The organism is Agrococcus sp. SL85, from assembly GCF_026625845.1.
Lineage (GTDB): Bacteria > Actinomycetota > Actinomycetes > Actinomycetales > Microbacteriaceae > Agrococcus.
The window spans coordinates 130,545-143,951 of sequence record NZ_CP113066.1 but is presented as its reverse complement, the minus strand read 5'-3'; the positions used below and the strand labels follow the sequence as shown (position 1 = coordinate 143,951).

Annotated in this window: 15 protein-coding genes and 1 pseudogene; 14 read left to right on the top strand and 2 right to left on the bottom strand. The window is 71.6% G+C overall.

Annotation, left to right across the window (positions count from 1 at the left end; genetic code table 11):
• Positions 1-261: 261 nt before the first annotated feature.
• Together epsC and cysK are read right to left on the bottom strand one after the other, a co-directional pair.
• Positions 262-810 carry a serine O-acetyltransferase EpsC gene (gene epsC, locus OVA14_RS00665; protein WP_267504418.1) on the bottom strand — a complete coding sequence of 183 codons (549 nt, stop codon included), beginning with the start codon at positions 808-810 and terminating at the stop codon, positions 262-264.
• Between the two features lie 26 nt (positions 811-836).
• Positions 837-1,766 carry a cysteine synthase A gene (cysK, locus tag OVA14_RS00660; RefSeq protein WP_267504417.1) on the bottom strand — a complete coding sequence of 310 codons (930 nt, stop codon included), beginning with the start codon at positions 1,764-1,766 and terminating at the stop codon, positions 837-839.
• A 151-nt stretch (positions 1,767-1,917) separates the two neighbouring features.
• On the opposite strand from cysK, the gene prmC reads away from it, so the two are divergent.
• The 14 genes and pseudogenes from prmC (at position 1,918) to OVA14_RS00590 (ending at position 13,347) form a co-directional block, all read left to right on the top strand.
• Complete coding sequence (prmC, locus tag OVA14_RS00655; protein ID WP_267504416.1) at positions 1,918-2,784, top strand: peptide chain release factor N(5)-glutamine methyltransferase; 867 nt, start codon at positions 1,918-1,920, stop codon at positions 2,782-2,784.
• Positions 2,785-2,849: 65 nt separating this feature from the next.
• On the top strand, positions 2,850-3,515 hold the full coding sequence (locus OVA14_RS00650) for an L-threonylcarbamoyladenylate synthase (RefSeq protein WP_267504415.1): 666 nt from the start codon (positions 2,850-2,852) through the stop codon (positions 3,513-3,515).
• Positions 3,516-3,553: 38 nt separating this feature from the next.
• Positions 3,554-4,750 carry an MraY family glycosyltransferase gene (locus tag OVA14_RS00645; RefSeq protein ID WP_267504414.1) on the top strand — a complete coding sequence of 399 codons (1,197 nt, stop codon included), beginning with the start codon at positions 3,554-3,556 and terminating at the stop codon, positions 4,748-4,750.
• Positions 4,747-5,208, top strand: coding sequence for a hypothetical protein (locus OVA14_RS00640; protein WP_267504413.1), 462 nt, complete (start codon positions 4,747-4,749; stop codon positions 5,206-5,208). The genes OVA14_RS00645 and OVA14_RS00640 overlap by 4 nt, the downstream gene beginning before the upstream one ends.
• A 173-nt stretch (positions 5,209-5,381) precedes the next feature.
• Positions 5,382-6,209 carry a F0F1 ATP synthase subunit A gene (atpB, locus tag OVA14_RS00635; protein ID WP_420710632.1) on the top strand — a complete coding sequence of 276 codons (828 nt, stop codon included), beginning with the start codon at positions 5,382-5,384 and terminating at the stop codon, positions 6,207-6,209.
• A 34-nt stretch (positions 6,210-6,243) separates the two neighbouring features.
• On the top strand, positions 6,244-6,483 hold the full coding sequence (gene atpE / locus OVA14_RS00630; RefSeq protein ID WP_308421876.1) for an ATP synthase F0 subunit C: 240 nt from the start codon (positions 6,244-6,246) through the stop codon (positions 6,481-6,483).
• 10 nt (positions 6,484-6,493) lie between these two features.
• Positions 6,494-7,045: a F0F1 ATP synthase subunit B gene (locus tag OVA14_RS00625; RefSeq protein ID WP_267504412.1), complete on the top strand. Its 552-nt coding sequence runs from the start codon at positions 6,494-6,496 to the stop codon at positions 7,043-7,045.
• Positions 7,045-7,830, top strand: a complete 786-nt coding sequence (locus tag OVA14_RS00620) for a F0F1 ATP synthase subunit delta (protein WP_267504411.1) — start codon at positions 7,045-7,047, stop codon at positions 7,828-7,830. The genes OVA14_RS00625 and OVA14_RS00620 overlap by 1 nt, the downstream gene beginning before the upstream one ends.
• 28 nt (positions 7,831-7,858) lie before the next feature.
• Positions 7,859-9,491: pseudogene (gene atpA / locus OVA14_RS00615) on the top strand (F0F1 ATP synthase subunit alpha).
• Positions 9,492-9,494: 3 nt separating this feature from the next.
• Positions 9,495-10,379: a F0F1 ATP synthase subunit gamma gene (locus tag OVA14_RS00610; protein WP_267504410.1), complete on the top strand. Its 885-nt coding sequence runs from the start codon at positions 9,495-9,497 to the stop codon at positions 10,377-10,379.
• Positions 10,380-10,397: 18 nt separating this feature from the next.
• Positions 10,398-11,864: a F0F1 ATP synthase subunit beta gene (gene atpD, locus OVA14_RS00605; RefSeq protein ID WP_267504409.1), complete on the top strand. Its 1,467-nt coding sequence runs from the start codon at positions 10,398-10,400 to the stop codon at positions 11,862-11,864.
• On the top strand, positions 11,864-12,121 hold the full coding sequence (locus OVA14_RS00600) for a F0F1 ATP synthase subunit epsilon (RefSeq protein ID WP_267504408.1): 258 nt from the start codon (positions 11,864-11,866) through the stop codon (positions 12,119-12,121). The genes atpD and OVA14_RS00600 overlap by 1 nt, the downstream gene beginning before the upstream one ends.
• Positions 12,118-12,834, top strand: coding sequence for a peroxide stress protein YaaA (yaaA, locus tag OVA14_RS00595; RefSeq protein ID WP_267504407.1), 717 nt, complete (start codon positions 12,118-12,120; stop codon positions 12,832-12,834). The genes OVA14_RS00600 and yaaA overlap by 4 nt, the downstream gene beginning before the upstream one ends.
• A gap of 177 nt (positions 12,835-13,011) precedes the next feature.
• Positions 13,012-13,347, top strand: a complete 336-nt coding sequence (locus OVA14_RS00590; RefSeq protein WP_267504406.1) for a TfoX/Sxy family protein — start codon at positions 13,012-13,014, stop codon at positions 13,345-13,347.
• Positions 13,348-13,407 lie beyond the last annotated feature (60 nt).

Here is a 13,407-nt window from a genome sequence, read left to right as displayed (position 1 = left end):
CGGTGAGTGGCGCCGTTCGGCGGTGAGCGGCGCCGATTCGTCGACAGTGGCGCCGAATTCCAACCGTTCGGCGCCACTCGCGGCCAGATGCCGCCACTCACGAGCCGGGTGCCGCCATTCAGGAGCCGGATCCCGCCGCTCTCGGGCCGGATCGCGCCGCTCACGGGCCGGATCCCGCCACTCACGAGCCGGATCCCGCCACTCGATCGTCGGAGGCCGGCGCGGGCCCGCGAGAGGGTCGCAGGAACCGCGGCGCCGCAGCTAGATCGCGTACTCGATGAGGCCCGTGGGGGTGTCGCGCGCGACGGGCTGCGCCGGGATGCCGACGAGCGTCGTGCCGGCGGGGTGCGAGTGGAGCACGACGGCGTTCGCGCCGACCTTGACGTCGTCGCCGAGCTCGATCGCGCCGAGCACCTTGGCGCCGGCGCCCACGAGCACGCGGTCGCCGAGCGTCGGGTGCCGCTTCACGGCGTCGAGCGCGGTGCCGCCGAGCGTCACGCCGTGGTACAGCATGACGTCGTCGCCCACCTCGGCGGTCTCGCCGATCACGACGCCCATGCCGTGGTCGATGAAGAAGCGCCGGCCGAGCGTCGCGCCCGGGTGGATCTCGACGCCGGTGAGGAAGCGCATCCACTGGCTGCCGGCGCGCGCGAGCGAGCGCGCGCCGGCGTGCCAGAGGCGGTGGTGGATGCGGTGGGCCCACACCGCGTGCAGGGTCGAGTAGGTGAGCGCGATCATGAGCGATCCGCGCGCCGCCGGGTCGTGCCGCTTCGCGTTCTCGATGTCCTCGCGGACGTGGAGCAGGCCCATCGCCTCCCTCTCGCTGCTCGGCCGGACTACGCCAGCTCGGCGTAGATCGGCATCGACAGGTAGCGCTCGCCCGTGTCGCACACGATCGCGACGATCGTCTTCCCCGCGCACTCGGGCCGCTTCGCGAGCTCGAGCGCCGCGTGCACGATCGCGCCCGAGGAGATGCCGGCGAAGATGCCCTCCTCGGCGGCGAGGCGGCGGCCGACGCGGACGGCGTCCTCGAGCTCGACGTCGATCACCTCGTCGTACACCTCGGTGTCGAGGAGCGCGGGCACGAAGTTCGCGCCGAGGCCCTGGATCTTGTGCGGGCCCGCGGTGCCCTTCGTGAGCAGCGGCGAGTCGGCCGGCTCGACGGCCACGATGCGGATGTCGGGGTTCAGCTCCTTGAGCCGGTTGCCGGCGCCCGTGATGGTGCCGCCCGTGCCGATGCCGGAGATGAAGACGTCGACCTGGCCGTCGGTGTCGGCCCAGATCTCCTCGGCGGTGGTCGCGCGGTGCACGGCCGGGTTCGCCTCGTTCTCGAACTGCCGCGCGAGGATCGCGCCCGGCGTCTCGTCGACGATCTGCTGCGCGCGCTCGACGGCGCCGCGCATGCCGTCGGGGCCGGGCGTCAGCACGAGCTCGGCGCCGTAGGCCTTGAGGATCGCGCGGCGCTCGACCGACATCGTCTCGGGCATCGTGAGCACGACGCGGTAGCCGCGGGCAGCGCCGACGAAGGCGAGCGCGATGCCCGTGTTGCCGCTCGTGCCCTCGACGATCGTGCCGCCGGGCCGCAGCTCGCCGGAGGCCTCGGCGGCGTCGATGAGCGCCTTGCCGATGCGGTCCTTCACGGAGCCTGCGGGGTTGAACGACTCGAGCTTCACGAGCACGGTCGCGTGCGTGTCGTCGAGCCGCTGCAGCCGCACGAGCGGCGTGCCGCCGATCGTGCCGGTGATGTCGTCGAAGATGCGGGCCATGCGCCTGCCTTTCATCCCATGGAACGTGCGCTTTCAGCATACGGCCCGTCGCCCGAGCGCTCGCCGAGCGCGGATCAGGCTCGCCTCGCGTTCGCCCGAGGATCGTCCCCGATGCTCCGGCGCCGGCTGAGCGCGGCGGTACCGTGGCCTGATGCCTGCTCGATCCGTCGCCGACGCCGTCCGCTCCGTGCGGGCCGTGCTCGCCGAGGCGGGCGTCGACGGCCCCGACGCCGAGCTGCTCGCGGCGTGGGCCTCTGGCCGCTCGCTCTCGGAGCTGCGCCTCGACATGGCGGTCGGCCGGCCGCTCGAGGCGGAGGCGGAGGCGCGCCTCCAGGAGGCGGTCGCGCGCCGCGCCCTGCGCGTGCCGCTGCAGCGCATCACGGGCGTCGCACCATTCCGGCACGTCGAGCTCGCGGTCGGCCCCGGCGTCTTCACGCCGCGGCCCGAGACCGAGGTGCTCGTCGACGTCGTGCTCGAGCACCTGCGCCGTGCCGGCCGCGAGCCGCTCGTGCTCGACGTCGGCACCGGCTCCGGCGCGGTCGCGATCTCGGTCGCGCGCGAGGCGCCGTCGGCCCGCGTCGTCGCGGTCGAGTCGAGCCCGGCCGCGTACGTGTGGGCGCGCGCCAACGTCGCCGAGCTCGCCCCCGACGTGCTCGTGCTCCACGCCGACGCGCGCGACGCCGCGGCGCTCGCCTCGGTGGGCGTGCTGCCCGGCTCGCTCTCCGTGCTCGTGTCGAACCCGCCCTACGTGCCGCACGCGGCGATCCCTGCCGACCCCGAGGTGCGCGGCCACGACCCGCAGGCGGCGCTCTACTCCGGCGCCGACGGCCTCGACCTCATCCGCTCGCTCGCACCCCTCGCCGCCGACCTCCTCGCGCCCGGGGGCCTCGTCGCGTTCGAGCACGCCGAGCACCAGGGGAGCGCGATCCGCGACCTCCTCGCGGCCGCGGGCTTCCGCAGCGCGCGCACGCGCCGCGACCTCTCGGGGCGCGACCGCGTCACCTCGGCGCTGCGCTGAGCCGCGTCCGCCTTCCCACCCCGGCCGCGACCGCCGCTCGCGGCAGCCCGAAGTACCATGTCATCGTGCCTGCGATCCACGACTGCGCCGACCCCGCGTCCCTGCTCGACGGCGTCCGCGCTGCGCGCACGGCGGTCGCGGCGGGGCGCTGCATCGTGATCCCGACGGACACCGTCTACGGCATCGCCGCGGACGCCTTCTCGCACGCGGCCGTCGCGGGCCTCCTCGCCGCGAAGGGCCGGGACCGCGGCTTCCCGCCGCCCGTGCTCGTCGCCGACCGCGCGATGGCCTCGGCGCTCGCGGAGTCCATCCCCGCGGCGCTCGAGCCGCTGCTCGACGCGCACTGGCCGGGCCCGCTCACGATCATCGTGCGCGCCCAGGCCTCGCTCACGTGGGACCTCGGCGACACGGGCGGCACCGTGGCGCTGCGCGTGCCCGACCACCCGATCGCGATCGGCCTGCTGCGCGAGACCGGCCCGCTCGCCGTCTCGAGCGCCAACCTCCACGGGATGCCCGCCGCTCTGACGGCCCAGGAGGCCGCCGAGATGCTCGGCGACCGCGTCGACGCGATCCTCGACGCCGGGCCCGTGGGCGGCGCTGTGCCCGAGGGCGCCGCGAACGGCTCCACGATCCTCGACTGCTCGACCGACGGCGTCGTCCGCATCGTCCGCCAGGGCGTGCTGCCGCGCGCGACGGTCGCGGAGGCGCTCGGCGAGCTGCTCGCCGGGTGAGCCGGTGAGCGGGACGATCCAGTGAGGCGGGTGCACCGGTGACCTTCCTCCTCGTCGCGGCCGTCGCCGCCGTCGTGACCCTCGTGGCGAGCCGCATCGTGCTCGGCGTCGCGCTGAAGCACGGCATCCACCCGCCGGTCCGCGAGCGCGACGTGCACTCGCGCCCGACGCCCCGCCTCGGGGGCGTCGCGATGCTCGTGGGCGTGCTCGCGGCGTTCGGCGTCGCGGCGCTGCTGCCCGACTTCGCGGGCGTCTTCGCCGATCCCGTGCGAATCTGGGCGCTGCTCGGCGCCGCGATCGCGATCTGCGCCGTCGGCGTGCTCGACGACCTCGTCGAGCTCGACTGGATGCTGAAGCTCGGCGCGCAGATGCTCGTCGCCGCGCTCGTGGCGCTCCTGGGCGTGCAGATCGTGAGCCTGCCCGTCGCGGGGCTCACCGTGCCCTCGTCGCAGATGTCGATCGCCCTCACGATCCTGCTCATCGTGCTCGTGATGAACGCCGTGAACTTCATCGACGGCCTCGACGGCCTCGTCGCCGGCACGACCCTCATCGGCGCCGCCGCGTTCTGGGCGTACATCTGGATGATCAGCCAGGACTTCGCGCAGTCGAACGCCTACTTCTCGCTCGCGAGCCTCATCACCGCGATCATCATCGGCGTGTGCCTCGGCTTCCTGCCGGTCAACTGGCACCGGGCGAAGATGTTCATGGGCGACGGCGGGGCGCTCATGCTGGGCCTCCTCACGGCCGCGAGCGCGATCGCGGTCACGGGCCAGATCGACATCGGCACCATCACGGGCCGCAGCCAGATCCTCCCCGCCTTCATCCCCATCCTGCTGCCGCTCGCGATCCTGCTGCTGCCGCTCACCGACTTCGCGCTCGCGGTCGTGCGCCGCCTCGCGAACGGCAACAGCCCCTTCGCGGCCGACCGCAAGCACCTGCACCACCGGCTGCTCGACATGGGGCACTCGCACCTCGGGGCCGTGCTCATCTTCTACGCGTGGACCGCCGTGGTGTCGGTGGGCTGCCTGCTCTTCCTCATCGTGCCCTGGTGGGTGGCCGTCGGTATCATGGTGGCCGGATTCGTCGTGTGCGCCGTCCTGACCGCAGCGCCGGTCGGCCGCCGCGTGTGGCGCACCTTCCTGCGGGTCATGCACGAGCGGCGAGCGGCCCGCAGGGGAGTCCGGCACAGCCGCATCGCCGTCAGCAGCGCCGACCGACCGGGAGAGGGTCCATGACCACGAACGCCATCATGCGACGCATCATGCTGTGGGGCGCGATGCTCGCCGCAGCCGTGGCCGTGCTCGGCGGCATCGTCGGCTGGCTCCTGGCCGGCGGCGCGGGCCTCGCCTCGGCGCTCGTCGGCACCGTCCTCGCGATCGTCTTCTGCGGCCTCACCGCGGCGAGCATCGTCCTGGCCTTCAAGGCCTCGCGGGGCGAGATGCTCTCGGGCGCCTTCTTCGGCATCGTGCTGGGCGGCTGGCTGCTGAAGTTCGCCCTCTTCATCCTGCTCGTCTTCGTGCTCGCCGACCAGGACTGGCTGCACCGCGGCGTCGCGTTCGGCTCGCTCGTGGCGGCCGTGATCGGCTCCCTCGTCATCGACTGCGTCGTCATCGCGACGAGCCGCCAGCCGATCGTCGACACCCCCGCCGACGACGAGACGCAGGGCCGCCCCGCCTCGGGCGCGCGGGCCTGACGGACCCTGGCGCACGCCCGGCGAGGGCCGTGCGGAGGCTGGGATTCTGATAGGCTTTCTCACGTCCCCCCTCATGCTGCGCTCGGCTTCGAGCGATCGTGCGCGAGGGGGCGCACCGACGTCGATCAGGCGCCTGGCGCCATGAGGTTGAGGAAGAGACACTGAACGTCCCCCTGTCGTTGCTGGCCTCTGCAGGTACCGAGCCGGAGCCCTTCCACCCGCCGTCGATCGCGGAGTTCTTCCCCGAGGTCTTCCTGTTCCAGGAGCCGACGATCGCCTGGCTCGGTGACGAGGACCCGATCTTCGGCATCAACCGCATCATGCTCGTCCGCTTCATCGCGGCCGCCGCGCTCATCCTGATCTTCGTGCTCGGCACCCGCCGCATGTCGATCGTGCCGACGCGCCGCCAGAGCCTCATCGAGCTGCCGCTCGGCTTCGTGCGCGACGGCATCGCGATCGATCTGCTCGGCGAGAAGGACGGCAAGCGGTTCCTGCCGATCATCACCACGATCTTCTTCATGGTCCTGGCGATGAACATCACGGGCATCATCCCGTTCCTCAACATCGCCGGCACCTCGGTGATCGGCGTCCCGCTCGTGCTCGCGCTCGTGAGCTACGTGGCCTTCATGTACGCGGGCATCAAGAAGCACCCGGGCGCCTTCTTCAAGAACGCGCTCTTCCCGCCCGGCGTGCCGTGGTTCCTCTACATCATCGTCACGCCGATCGAGTTCCTCTCGACCTTCGTGCTGCGCCCCATCACGCTGACGCTGCGACTGATGATGAACCTCTTCGTCGGCCACCTGCTGCTCGTGCTGTTCTTCGCGGCCACGCACTTCTTCTTCTTCAGCGCCGGCGGCCTCTTCACGCTGTTCGGCGTGGGCACGCTCGCGTTCGGCTTCGCCTTCACGGCCTTCGAGATCCTCGTCGCCGTGCTGCAGGCCTACGTCTTCGCCATCCTGACCACCGTCTACATCCAGCTCGCGCTGGCTGAAGAGCACTGACCCCGGAACCCCCGGACAACCGAAAGGAACGACCGTGGACAACGCCACGACCATCCTCGCCGAGATCAACGGCAACATCGGCACCGTCGGCTACGGCCTCGCGGCCATCGGCCCCGCCATCGGCGTGGGCATCGTGGTGGGCAAGACGATCGAGTCGGTCGCCCGCCAGCCCGAGCTCCAGGGCCGCCTGACGGTCCTCATGTTCATCGGCATCGCGTTCACGGAGGCACTGGCGTTCATCGGCATCGCCACGTACTTCTTCATGACCAACTGATCGAGGCGACATGCTGACCACTCCTCTCTTCCTCGCGGAGGAAGGCGCAGAGGGCACGCCCAACCCGCTGCTCCCCGCGTTCTACGACATCCTGTGGTCGTCGGTCATCTTCGTCGTCCTCCTGGTCATCTTCTGGAAGGTCGTCCTCCCGCGCATGCAGGCGCTCCTCGACGAGCGCTCCGCTGCGATCGAGGGCGGCATCAAGAAGGCCGAGGAGGCCCAGGCCGAGGCGGCCGCGGCGCTCGAGACCTACACGACCCAGCTCGCCGAGGCACGCGCCGAGGCCAGCCGGATCAAGGATCAGGCCCGCACCGACGCCGCCAAGATCGAGGCCGACCTCAAGGCTCGCGCCAACGACGAGGCCGAGCGCATCACGGCGCAGGCGCACCAGCGCATCGAGGCCGAGCGCCAGGCGGCGTTCTCGTCCCTCAAGCACGAGGTGGGCACGCTCGCGATCGACCTCTCCGAGAAGGTCGTGGGCGAGTCGATGGACGACGCGCGCAGCGCGGCGATCGTCGACCGCTTCCTCGCCGACCTCGAGCGCGACGGGGCGGCCCGCTAGTGGGCAGCGCGACCAGCCAGGCGCGAGCCGGCATCGACGAGGCGCTCCAGGGCCAGCCCCACGCCGGGCTCGACGACGCGCGCGACCTGTTCCAGGCCTCGCGCGCCATCGAGCGCAGCCAGCAGGTGCTGTCGGCGCTCGTCGACCCGGTCGCCACGGCGGACGCCCGCGCGGCGCTCGCCGAGCGGGTGCTCGGCCAGGTGGGCGCTCCGGCGCGCGCCGTGGTCGCGCACCTGGCGCGCCAGCGCTGGTCGAAGGCCGAGGACATCCTCGCCGCCGTCGACGACGCGGCCATCCGCATCGCGGTGCGCGCCTCCGGCGACGCCGACGTCGCGGGCGAGATCGCCTCGTTCGAGCGGATCGTGGCCTCCGACGCCGAGCTCGAGCTCGCGCTCGGCGGCGTGCTCGGCCGCGCCGACGACAAGGCGGTGCTCGTCGAGCGCCTCCTCGCCGGCCGCTCGAGCGCCGCGACCGCGGCGATCCTCGACCACCTCGTGCGCGCCCCGCGCGGCCGTCGCGTGCGACAGCTGCTGAGCGGCGCGGCGACCCAGGTGGCCGCCGCATCCGGCCGCTCGCTCGCGACCATCACGACCGCTCGCGAGCTCCCCGCGGCCCAGCTCGACCGGCTCCGCGTCGGCCTCGAGCGCCAGTACGGCCGCACGCTGCAGCTGCAGCAGATCGTCGACCCGAAGGTCCTCGGCGGCCTCCGCGTCGCGATCGGCGACGACGTCATCGACGGCACCGTCCGCTCCAAGTTCACCGACCTCCGCCTGCAGCTCGGCTAGGTCGAAGGCACCCCGAAGAGGAAGACACATGGCAGAGCTCACCATCAGCCCCGACGAGATCAAGGGCGCCCTCGCCGACTTCGTCTCGTCCTACGAGGCGTCGTCGTCGACGACGGCCGAGGTCGGCCGCGTCATCGACGCGTCCGACGGCATCGCCCACGTCGAAGGCCTCCCCGGCGTCATGGCCAACGAGCTCGTGCGCTTCGCCGACGGCACGCTCGGCCTCGCCCAGAACCTCGACGAGTCCGAGATCGGCGTCGTCGTGCTCGGCGAGTTCGACGGCATCGTCGAGGGCATGGAGGTCACCCGCACGGGCGAGGTCCTCTCGGTCCCCGTCGGCGAGGGCTACCTCGGCCGCGTCGTCGACCCGCTCGGAAACCCGATCGATGGCCTCGGCGAGATCTCGTCGACCGGCCGCCGCGCGCTCGAGCTCCAGGCGCCCGGCGTCATGCAGCGCAAGTCGGTGCACGAGCCGCTCCAGACCGGCATCAAGGCGATCGACGCGATGATCCCCGTCGGCCGCGGCCAGCGCCAGGCTCATCATCGGCGACCGCCAGACGGGCAAGACGGCGATCGCGATCGACACGATCATCAACCAGAAGGCCAACTGGGAGTCGGGCGACATCACGAAGCAGGTGCGCTGCATCTACGTCGCCGTCGGTCAGAAGGGCTCGACGATCGCCTCCGTGAAGGGCGCGCTCGAGGACGCCGGCGCCATGGAGTACACGACGATCGTCGCGGCTCCCGCCTCGGACCCCGCGGGCTTCAAGTACCTCGCGCCGTACACCGGCTCGGCCATCGGCCAGCACTGGATGTACCAGGGCAAGCACGTCCTCATCATCTTCGACGACCTGTCGAAGCAGGCCGAGGCCTACCGCGCCGTCTCGCTGCTCCTCCGCCGCCCGCCGGGCCGCGAGGCGTACCCGGGTGACGTCTTCTACCTGCACTCCCGCCTCCTCGAGCGCTGCGCGAAGCTCTCGGACGAGCTGGGCGCGGGCTCGATGACGGGCCTGCCGATCATCGAGACCAAGGCCAACGACGTGTCGGCCTACATCCCGACGAACGTGATCTCGATCACCGACGGCCAGATCTTCCTCCAGTCGGACCTCTTCAACGCCAACCAGCGCCCCGCGGTCGACGTCGGCATCTCGGTGTCGCGCGTCGGCGGCGACGCCCAGGTGAAGTCGATCAAGAAGGTCTCCGGCACGCTCAAGCTCGAGCTGGCCCAGTACCGCTCGCTCGAGGCCTTCGCGATGTTCGCGTCCGACCTCGACGCCGCGAGCCGTCGTCAGCTCGCGCGAGGCGCCCGCCTCACCGAGCTCCTCAAGCAGCCGCAGTACTCGCCGTACCCGGTCGAGGAGCAGGTCGTCTCCATCTGGGCCGGCACGAACGGCAAGATGGACGAGGTCCCGGTCGAGGACATCCTGCGCTTCGAGGCCGAGCTGCTCGAGCACCTCCGCAACAACTCCGAGGTGCTCGCGACGCTCCGCGCCACGAACGTCCTGGACGACGACACGCTCGCCACGCTCGAGCGCGAGGTCGACGAGTTCGCGAAGGGCTTCCAGGCCAAGGGCTCCGACTCGATCGTCGACAACGACCCCTCGAGCGCGATGCCGCTCGAGGACGTCAACCAGGCCCAGATCGTGAAGGGCAAGCGCTGATCCATGGGCGCCAAGCTCAGGGTCTACACGCAGAAGATCAAGTCTGCGCAGACGACCAAGAAGATCACGAAGGCGATGGAGCTCATCGCCGCCTCGCGCATCCAGAAGGCTCTGGGTCGCGTCGAGGCGTCGAGCCCCTACGCCCGGGCGATCACGCGCGCCGTCTCGGCCGTGGCCACGTACTCCAACGAGGGGCACCCGCTGACGACGGAGCGCGAGGAGATCAAGCGCTCCGCCGTCATCGTCCTCACGAGCGACCGCGGCCTCGCCGGCGCGTTCAACTCGCAGATCATCCGCGAGGCGGGTGAGCTGCGGGCGCAGCTCGAGCAGGACGGCAAGGAGGTCGACCACTACCTCGTCGGCCGCAAGGCGGTGCAGTACTTCCAGTTCCGCCGTCGCTCGTTCATCAAGGACTGGCAGGGTCAGACGGACGTGCCGGACTCGGAGCTCGCCCGCGAGATCGCCGACCTCGTCATCGAGTCGTACACGAAGGGGGAGGTCGACGAGATCCACGTCGTCTACAACCGCTTCGTGAGCATGATGACGCAGGAGCCGAGCGTCGTGCGCCTCCTCCCGCTCGAGATCGTCGAGGCCGACCAGGCCTCCGACGAGGCGGCGCTGCCGCTCTACGAGTTCGAGCCGGAGCCCGCGTCGGTGCTCGACGCCCTCCTCCCCGTGTACGTCGAGAGCCGCATCTTCAACGCGCTCCTGCAGTCGGCCGCCGCGAAGCAGGCGGCCACGCAGAAGGCCATGAAGTCGGCCTCCGACAACGCGGACAAGCTCATCACGGACTACACGCGTCTCCGCAACAACGCGCGTCAGGCCGAGATCACGCAGCAGATCTCCGAGATCGTGGGCGGCGCGGACGCCCTCTCCTCGGCGAAGTAGCCACGAAAGGCAAGGACAATGACCATCACGGACACCCAGTCGGCCCCGCAGGCGGCCGCAGGCGGCGTCGGTCGCATCGCCCGAGTCACCGGCCCGGTCGTCGACATCGAGTTCCCGCACGATGCCATCCCGGGCATCTACAACGCGCTCAAGACCGAGGTGTCGCTCGGCGAGGGCGCCGAGTCGTTCACGCTGACGCTCGAGGTCGCCCAGCACCTCGGCGACGACCTCGTGCGCGCGATCGCCCTGAAGCCCACGGACGGCCTCGTCCGCGGCCAGGAGGTGCGCGACTCCGGCGAGCCCATCACGGTGCCCGTCGGCGACGTCACCAAGGGCAAGGTCTTCAACGTCATCGGCGAGCCGCTCAACCTCCCGGAGGGCGAGCAGCTCGAGGTCTCCGAGCGCTGGTCGATCCACCGCAAGGCGCCGGCCTTCGACCAGCTCGAGTCGAAGACCGCGATGTTCGAGACCGGCATCAAGGTCATCGACCTCCTCACCCCGTACGTGCAGGGCGGCAAGATCGGCCTGTTCGGCGGCGCCGGCGTCGGCAAGACCGTCCTCATCCAGGAGATGATCCAGCGCGTCGCGCAGGACCACGGCGGCGTCTCGGTGTTCGCCGGCGTCGGCGAGCGCACGCGTGAGGGCAACGACCTCATCCACGAGATGGAGGAGGCGGGCGTCTTCGACAAGACCGCGCTCGTCTTCGGCCAGATGGACGAGCCGCCGGGCACGCGCCTCCGCGTCGCGCTCTCGGCGCTGACGATGGCGGAGTACTTCCGCGACGTGCAGAAGCAGGACGTGCTGCTCTTCATCGACAACATCTTCCGCTTCACGCAGGCGGGCTCCGAGGTGTCGACGCTGCTCGGCCGCATGCCCTCCGCGGTGGGCTACCAGCCGAACCTCGCCGACGAGATGGGCATCCTCCAGGAGCGCATCACCTCGACGCGCGGCCACTCGATCACCTCGCTGCAGGCGATCTACGTGCCCGCCGACGACTACACCGACCCGGCCCCGGCCACGACGTTCGCGCACCTCGACGCGACGACGGAGCTGAGCCGCGAGATCGCGTCGAAGGGCCTCTACCCGGCCGTCGACCCGCTCACGTCGACGAGCCGCATCCTCGACCCGCGCTACATCGGCGCCGACCACTACCGCGTGGCGACCGCCGTGAAGCAGATCCTGCAGAAGAACAAGGAGCTGCAGGAGATCATCGCGATCCTCGGTGTCGACGAGCTCTCCGAGGAGGACAAGATCACGGTGTCGCGCGCGCGCCGGATCCAGCAGTTCCTCTCGCAGAACACCTACATGGCGAAGAAGTTCACCGGCGTCGAGGGCTCCACGGTCCCGATCAAGGAGACCATCGAGTCGTTCGACGCGATCGTCAAGGGCGAGTTCGACCACGTGGCCGAGCAGGCGTTCTTCAACGTCGGCGGCATCTCGGACGTCGAGGCCAAGTGGGCGCAGATCCAGAAGGAGAACGGCTGATGCCGCTCTCGGTGAGCATCGTGTCGGCCACCCAGGAGGTGTGGTCGGGCGAGGCGTCGCAGATCATCGCCAAGACGGTGGAGGGTGAGATCGGCATCCTGACCGGTCACGAGCCCGTCCTCGCGCTGCTCGCCGAGGGTCAGGTGCGCGTCACCGACACGTCCGGCACGGTCCACCGCGTGCAGGCCGACGAGGGCTTCCTCTCGGTCGACCACGACCGGGTGGAGATCGTCGCCCGCGACGCAGCGCTCGCGTGATCGTCCTCCTGCCGCCCAGCGAGACGAAGGCGGCAGGCGGGACGGGCGCCAGCCTCACGACGGCCGGCCTGGGGTTCCCCGGGCTGGCCGTCGCCCGTTCCCGGGCACTGGCTGCGCTCGACCGCCTCGTCGCCGCAGGGCAGGACACCTCGACGCCCGCGAAGGCGCGCGCGGCCGCCGACAACGCAGCGGTGCGCACCTCGGCGACCATGCCCGCGATCGACCGGTACACGGGTGTGCTCTACGACGCGCTCGACGCCGGCTCGCTCGAGCGCGACGCGCGAGCGTGGGTGGAGCGCCACGTGGTCATCCAGTCGGCGCTGCTCGGCTTCGTGCGCGCGGGCGACGCGATCCCCGCCTACAAGGTCTCCGAGCACACGCGGCTGCCGGGGGCGCGGATGAAGGCGCTCTGGGCCGACGCGGGCGCCGAGCTCGACGGCTTCGCCCTGGACCTCCGCTCGAAGGCCTACGCGCAGCTCGCGCCCGTCGCGGGCGCGGTGGCCGTGGAGGTCGTCTCGCCCGAGGGCACGGCGCTCAACCACTGGAACAAGGCCGGCAAGGGCGCGCTCGTGCGCGCGCTCGCCGAGGCGGGCGCCCGCGCGGGCTCGGCGGACGAGCTCGCGGCCTGGGCGGCCGGCGCCGGGCTGCCGCTCGAGCGCACCGGGTCGGGGCTCCGCCTCACGGTGCGCGACCCGCGCGCCGTCGCCGCCTGACGCGTCGCTCCCGCTGGTCGACGAGCGCGCGGCGCGCCCGCACGCGTCACGAGACCCGACCCGCTCGGCGGGTCTCGTGACGGCAGCGCCTCCGGCGCGGCCTCCTCGACCTGCGGCGGCCGGTCACCGCTGGATGGCAGTGCGGCCTCCGTCACCGGCGTGCGCCATCATCGGGGCATGCCGAACCTGCCCGAGACGCTCGAGCGGATCGAGCGCGCGCTCGACCCGCTGCCCATCCGCCTGCAGCCGATGTTCGGGGAGCACGCGCTGTACTGCGACGACCGCGTCTTCGCGTTCGTGTGCGACGACACCCTCTTCCTGAAGCTCGTGCCCGAGGCGGCCGAGCTCACCGCGCACCTCCCGCGCGGCGAGGCGTACCCGGGCTCGAAGCCCTACGGCATCGCCGACGACGACGCGATGGCCGACACCGAGTGGCTGCACGAGGTCGTGCAGACCATCGCCGCGACGCAGCCCCACAAGCCGCGGAAGCCCCGGAAGACGCGCGGCGCCTGAACCGGCGCCTGAGCCGGGTGCGCCTGCGCAGATGCGTCGAGCCGGCGCACCCGCGCCGCG

Coding starts and splice junctions, on each gene's coding strand:
- epsC (WP_267504418.1), bottom strand. CDS start 810: ATGGGCCTGCTCCACGTCCGCGAGGACATCGAGAACGCGAAGCGGCAC.
- OVA14_RS00600 (WP_267504408.1), top strand. CDS start 11,864: ATGCCGCTCTCGGTGAGCATCGTGTCGGCCACCCAGGAGGTGTGGTCG.
- OVA14_RS00590 (WP_267504406.1), top strand. CDS start 13,012: ATGCCGAACCTGCCCGAGACGCTCGAGCGGATCGAGCGCGCGCTCGAC.
- atpD (WP_267504409.1), top strand. CDS start 10,398: ATGACCATCACGGACACCCAGTCGGCCCCGCAGGCGGCCGCAGGCGGC.
- prmC (WP_267504416.1), top strand. CDS start 1,918: ATGCCTGCTCGATCCGTCGCCGACGCCGTCCGCTCCGTGCGGGCCGTG.
- cysK (WP_267504417.1), bottom strand. CDS start 1,766: ATGGCCCGCATCTTCGACGACATCACCGGCACGATCGGCGGCACGCCG.
- OVA14_RS00610 (WP_267504410.1), top strand. CDS start 9,495: ATGGGCGCCAAGCTCAGGGTCTACACGCAGAAGATCAAGTCTGCGCAG.
- OVA14_RS00640 (WP_267504413.1), top strand. CDS start 4,747: ATGACCACGAACGCCATCATGCGACGCATCATGCTGTGGGGCGCGATG.
- OVA14_RS00625 (WP_267504412.1), top strand. CDS start 6,494: ATGCTGACCACTCCTCTCTTCCTCGCGGAGGAAGGCGCAGAGGGCACG.